Here is a 5,141-nt window from a genome sequence, read left to right as displayed (position 1 = left end):
CCACCAACCCCACCGCCCCGGAGGAACGGCCCTTGCCGGGGTAGGGGCCATGGGTGAAGGAGCGATGAGTTCGGCCGCCACGCGCGGTCTGCATGGGTGACAGGGCGCGGCACAGGACGCGTCCGGAGGAGGACGACGATGACCGACCGTGAGCCCGCCGAGGCCCGCAACCTGGACATCTACGGCGGCGGGGAGCTGGCGTGGGACACCGTGCGGGACGCGCTGACCGCGGCGCTGCCGAAGATGGAGACGCCGGTGTTCCTCGGCACCGCCCGGCCCGACGGCCGCCCGCACGCGGCGGGCGTCGGCGCGCAGTGGTACGAGGGCGACCTGTACTTCACCAGCGGGCCCGGCACCCGCAAGTCCCGCGACCTGGCGGCGAACCCGGCGTGCACGTTCTCGCTGCGGACGGCGGTCGCGGACGTGGTGCTGGAGGGCGAGGCGCGGCGCGTCACCGACCCCGCGGTGCTGGAGCCGATCGCCGCCGGCTACCGGGAGGGCGGCTGGCCGGCGCAGGTCGACGGCGACGCGCTGACCGCGCCGTTCAGCGCGCAGAGCGCGGGCCCGCCGCCGTGGCAGGTGTACCGCTTCACCTTCCACACCGTCGTCGCGGTCGGCATCACCGAGCCGTTCGGCGCGACCCGCTGGCGCTTCGCCTGACCCCGGCGCCGCCCGGTCTCCCGCCGCGCGGCCTTTCGCGGGGTGGCCTTTCGCGGGGCGACGCCGGTCTGCGGGCGTGCCGACTTTGGTCTACCGGGCGTGGCCGTTCGGGCGATTCGCGGGGGCCGGGCGGCGCGGAGACTGGGCGGCATGACTGGGGGTATCTCGCTGAGCGGCGCGCCCGCGGGCCGCTGGAGGCTGGAGCACGACGGCCGGCGGCTGGAGGCCGAGACCGCGCGGGCCGGGTGGAACCGGGTCGTGCGCCTGTTCGTGGACGGTGAACCCGCCGGGGAGGCCACGACCGACTGGCTGAAGGCGTCGGTCCCGTACGGGGACTCCAGTGTCGAGGTCGTGTTCGACGTCCTCGGCCTGGTCGACGGGCAGGCGGCCCGCTGCGACCTGGTCCCGCCGGCACCCGCCGGGGACGCCCCGGAGCGCGTGAGCCTGGAGAAGGGCGCCCGCCCGCGGAAGGACGCGGACGGCGCGGAGAAGGGCGGGAAGCGGGAGAAGATCGCGTTCGAGGCCCCCGCGGGGACGCGGGCGGCCAGGCGGGAGGCGCTGGCGCGGGCGCATCCGGTCCTGTACGCCTCGCGGCACGTGGTGGCGGCGGTCGGCCGGGTGGTGTTCCCGCTGCTGGGGCTGGGCGTGCTGGTGCGGATGCTGCTGAGGTGGATCCCGCGGCCGGACGTGGACGTGCCGTTCCCGGACGTCGACGGGCCGTCGATCCCGTGGCCCGACGTTCCCTGGCCGGACCTGCCCGATCTTCCGGATGTGTCGGCGCCGCCGTGGCTGGCGGCGCTGCTGGCGACGGCGAAGTTCTGGGTGCCGATCCTGATCGCGGTGGGCGTGGCCGCGCGGGAGGCACGCCGCCGCAAGAGGGCGGGCGCCACTCGCGAGGCGCCGCCCACGGCGCCCACGGCGCCCACAGGGCCTGCGGACCGGGAGGGCGATGCGCGTCCGGCCTCCGGCCGCGCGGCGGGGGACGCGGGCGACAGGTGACACGCCCCGTTTACACTCTGCGGTCATGAGCGGTCGCCCTTCTCCCGTCCCGTACCTGTCGGAGCTGTTCTCGCTGGAGGGGCGGGTCGCGGTGGTGACGGGCGGCAGCTCGGGCATCGGCCGGGCGATCGCGGAGGCGCTGGCGCGGGCGGGCGCGGCGGTGGTGGTCGTCGCGCGGCGGGAGGCGGAGCTGGCGGCGGCGGTCCGGGACCTGGAGGGGCACGGCTGCCGCGCGGCGGCGGTGAGCGCGGACCTGGGGTCGCGGGCGGGTGTCGCGGCGGCGGCCGACGGTGCCGTGGCGGCGTTCGGTGAGCCGGACATCCTGGTGAACGCCGCGGCGATCAACCTGCGGCCGCCGATGGACGAGCTCGGCGAGGACGTGTGGGACGCCACGATGGCGGTGAACCTGGACGCGCCGTTCCTGCTCGGGCAGCGGTTCGGCCCGGGCATGGCGGGCCGCGGCTTCGGGAGGCTGATCCACATCGCCTCGCAGCAGGCGTTCCGGGCGTCGGTGACCAGTGGCGCCTACGGGGTGTCCAAGGCGGGCCTGGTGGCGCTGGCCCGGTCGCAGGCCGAGGCGTGGTCGGGCCGGGGCGTGACGGCGAACACGCTGGTGCCGGGGTTCGTGATGACGCCGCTGAACGCGCGGCTGTCGTCGGAGCCGGCGACGGTGAAGGCGCTGGCCGAGCGGACGATGACCGGCCGCAACGGCCTGCCGGGCGACTTCGCGGGCGCGGCGGTGTTCCTGGCGTCGGCGGCGGCCGGCTACGTCACCGGCCAGTCGATCTTCGTGGACGGCGGTTTCTCCGCCCACTAGCGGTGCCGCTCCCCCGCCGCCCGGGGCGGGGGGCCGCTAGGGCCAGAGGCCGGTGGCGCGGACCGCGTCCTCGGGATCAGCCACGTGGACGATGCCGCCGAGCGGGTGCCCGTCCGGGTCGTGGATCCGCCATCCGCCGAGCTGCACGACGGGGACGGTGCCGCGCCGCATCGCCAGGGCCAGCTCCGACAGCGTCCCCCAGGATCCGCCGACGAGGATGACGGCGTCGGCGGCGTTGACGATGAGGGCGTTGCGGGCCTGGCCGAGGCCGGTGGGCAGCGCGACGGCCAGGTCGGGACCGGCGGCGGCGCGGTCGGCCTCGGGCAGGATCCCGACCGTGATCCCGCCGGCGGCGCGGGCGCTGGCGGCCGCGGCGGCCATGACGCCGCCGTGCCCGCCGCAGACGACCACGGCGCCGCGGGCGGCGAGGAGGCTTCCGGTCCGGTGGGCGTGGTCCCATTCGCGTTCGGTGCACTCGCCCGGCCCGCACACCGCCACCTGCACCGGCACCCGCGCGTCCGGCGGCACGGGCGCCGCCTACCCGGCGCCGTGCCGGGCGGCGATCGCGTCGATCTCGGCGGCGAGGTCGAAGTCCTTGCCGGTGAGGCCGCCGGCGCTGTGGGTGGTGAGGGTGAAGGTCAGGGTGCGCCAGCGGATGTCGATGTCGGGGTGGTGGTCGGCGTCCTCGGCGGCGCGGGCGACGTCGGTGACCACGTCGATCCCGGCCGGGAACGAGGGCGCCTTGACCTGGCGGCGGATGGTGTCGCCGTCGCGGGTCCAGGCGGGCAGGTCGCGCAGGCGGCCGGCGACGGCGGTGTCGTCGAGCGTGTCGGCCATCGGGTGTCCCTCCCTTGTTCGCCGCCGCGTGTTCGTCGGCGCGGGCGGCCTTGCTCCTTCGAGTACATCACGGCCGGGACGGCGCGGCGCGGGAGGCGCGGGTCAGGGCGCGTCGTCGCTGGGCGGGCCCTGCACGGCCGTTTCCGGGTCCGTGACCTGTGCGGTGATCGTCACGGCGACCTCGGCGGTGGCGTCGGCCCACACGTCGCCGGCGGGTTCGGCGGTCGCCTCGACCACGACGGCCGTGCCCTTCGCGGCGGCGGGCCCCGCGGCGGGGCGGGTGGCGGTGGTCCAGGTGGTCTTGGCGACGTCGACGACGACGTCGCGGGAGACGTCGATGATGAGGCCGCGCAGGGTGTCCTTCAGGGCGAGTTTGAGCGCGTCGCGGATCAGCTCGCGCAGGACGGCCTCGATCGCGGCGGTGCCCGCGCGGGCGGCGGCCCGCAGCGCCAGGTCGCGGGCGGTGCGGGCGAACGCGCTGCCGGCGGCGGTGGTGAGCAGGTCCCCGGCGGTGCGGGCGGCGCCGGTGAGGGGCGCGAGGTCGGCGGGGTCGACGCCGGTGTCGCGGGCGGCGCGCGCGGCGGCGTCGCGGGCGCGGTCGCGCAGCCCGGCGGCCAGGTCGCGGGCGGCCTGCTCGGCGGTCTCGCGGACGACGCGGGCGACGACGTCGCGGCCGGCGATCATCGCGGCGTCGACGGCGGCGTCGGCGACGGTGTCGACCGCGGCGTCCACGACGGTCCTGGTCGCGGCCTGCACGAGGGGGGCGGACACGGTCGCGGTGACGGTGCGTCCGGCGACGTCCTTCGCGGTGGCGGTCGCGGCGCGGGCCAGCGGGCTCCCGGCGGCCAGCCGGCGCGCGGCGGCGGCCATCGGGTGCCGGGCGGCCTGCCGCCCGGCCTGCTCGGCGAGGGTCATGGCGGTGGCGGCGGCCTCGAACGCGCTCGCGGTGGCGGGGTTGGCCGCGGCGGCGTTGCGGGCCTCGGTGACGGCCCGCTCGGCGGCGGCGCCGGCGGCCTTGACGGCGGCGTCGCGGGCGGCCTGCTCGACGGCCTTCATCACGGGCGTGCCCGACACCTGGTCCAGGATGCGGGTCGCGGCGCGCGCGGCGGCCTCGCGCGCCGCGGCGGTGACGGGCTCACCGGCGGTGACGGCCATCCGCGCGGCGGACGCGGCGGCGGGTGCCAGCCCCTCCCAGAGCCGTTCGAGGCTTTCGGCGGCGGCCTGGTCGGCGCGTTCGGCCAGCCCGGTCCCGGGGCGGTCGGCGGCGTCCCGGCCGGCGCCTTCCGGCTGCGCGCGGGCGGTCTTGTCAAGGTCCACGTTGTCGTTGTCGTTGTCGTCCACGGCCACGCCCCCTCTTCCTCGCGATCCGCCCCACAAATCACCATAACTTCCGAACTGGGCCGCCGGTTCCGGGCGGCGGGCGCGGAAATCGGGTTGGACGGGTCCGGCGGGCGGCGGTAGAGTCGCGGCGGACTCGTGAGGAGGTGTGGACGTATGGCCGTCGTTGCGGTGGCTGCTGCCCGCAGCAGCATCTGGCCCGTCCTCATTTCCCGGGCCGCCGGCTGACCTGACCCGCTTTCCCGCACCGCCTGTTCGTGTGCGCGTTGCGGCGCGTCCGTGCCGGGGCCCCTTTTCACGCGAAGGTTCCGAAACATTGTCTTCCCCTTCAGCGGGGTCGTCGCCGCTGGCCGACTACGGCTGGGACACGACCCTGGAGAACGAGTTCACCTCTCATCGCGCGGCGGGGCTGATCCCCGCGCGCGTGGCCGCGGTCGACCGCGGCCTGTGCGACGCGGTCGCCGAGACCGGCCCGCTGCGGGCCTCCGCC

6 protein-coding genes are annotated in these 5,141 nt (G+C 77.1%); 3 read left to right on the top strand and 3 right to left on the bottom strand.

Annotation, left to right across the window (positions count from 1 at the left end; genetic code table 11):
- Positions 1 to 138: 138 nt before the first annotated feature.
- The 3 genes from E1264_RS39835 to E1264_RS39825 all read left to right on the top strand — a co-directional run bounded on the left by E1264_RS39835 (position 139) and on the right by E1264_RS39825 (position 2,476).
- Positions 139 to 660, top strand: coding sequence for a pyridoxamine 5'-phosphate oxidase family protein (locus E1264_RS39835; RefSeq protein ID WP_132182300.1), 522 nt, complete (start codon positions 139 to 141; stop codon positions 658 to 660).
- A gap of 150 nt (positions 661 to 810) precedes the next feature.
- Positions 811 to 1,659 (top strand): hypothetical protein, encoded by an 849-nt coding sequence (locus tag E1264_RS39830; protein ID WP_132182298.1) that lies wholly within the window; start codon positions 811 to 813, stop codon positions 1,657 to 1,659.
- Positions 1,660 to 1,684: 25 nt separating this feature from the next.
- Positions 1,685 to 2,476: an SDR family oxidoreductase gene (locus E1264_RS39825; protein ID WP_132182296.1), complete on the top strand. Its 792-nt coding sequence runs from the start codon at positions 1,685 to 1,687 to the stop codon at positions 2,474 to 2,476.
- 36 nt (positions 2,477 to 2,512) lie between these two features.
- Here the strand turns inward: E1264_RS39825 and E1264_RS39820 are convergent, their stop codons facing one another.
- The 3 genes from E1264_RS39820 to E1264_RS39810 all read right to left on the bottom strand — a co-directional run bounded on the left by E1264_RS39820 (position 2,513) and on the right by E1264_RS39810 (position 4,660).
- Positions 2,513 to 3,004: a TIGR00725 family protein gene (locus E1264_RS39820; protein WP_243711461.1), complete on the bottom strand. Its 492-nt coding sequence runs from the start codon at positions 3,002 to 3,004 to the stop codon at positions 2,513 to 2,515.
- A gap of 9 nt (positions 3,005 to 3,013) precedes the next feature.
- Positions 3,014 to 3,313, bottom strand: a complete 300-nt coding sequence (locus E1264_RS39815; RefSeq protein WP_132182294.1) for a 4a-hydroxytetrahydrobiopterin dehydratase — start codon at positions 3,311 to 3,313, stop codon at positions 3,014 to 3,016.
- A gap of 102 nt (positions 3,314 to 3,415) precedes the next feature.
- On the bottom strand, positions 3,416 to 4,660 hold the full coding sequence (locus E1264_RS39810; RefSeq protein WP_132182292.1) for a hypothetical protein: 1,245 nt from the start codon (positions 4,658 to 4,660) through the stop codon (positions 3,416 to 3,418).
- Between the last annotated feature and the right edge of the window lie 481 nt (positions 4,661 to 5,141).

This window comes from Actinomadura sp. KC216 (assembly GCF_004348535.1).
In the GTDB taxonomy this organism is placed as follows: domain Bacteria; phylum Actinomycetota; class Actinomycetes; order Streptosporangiales; family Streptosporangiaceae; genus Spirillospora.
The sequence above is the reverse complement of the archived record's forward strand: the minus strand, read 5'-3'. Positions and strand labels throughout refer to the sequence as shown.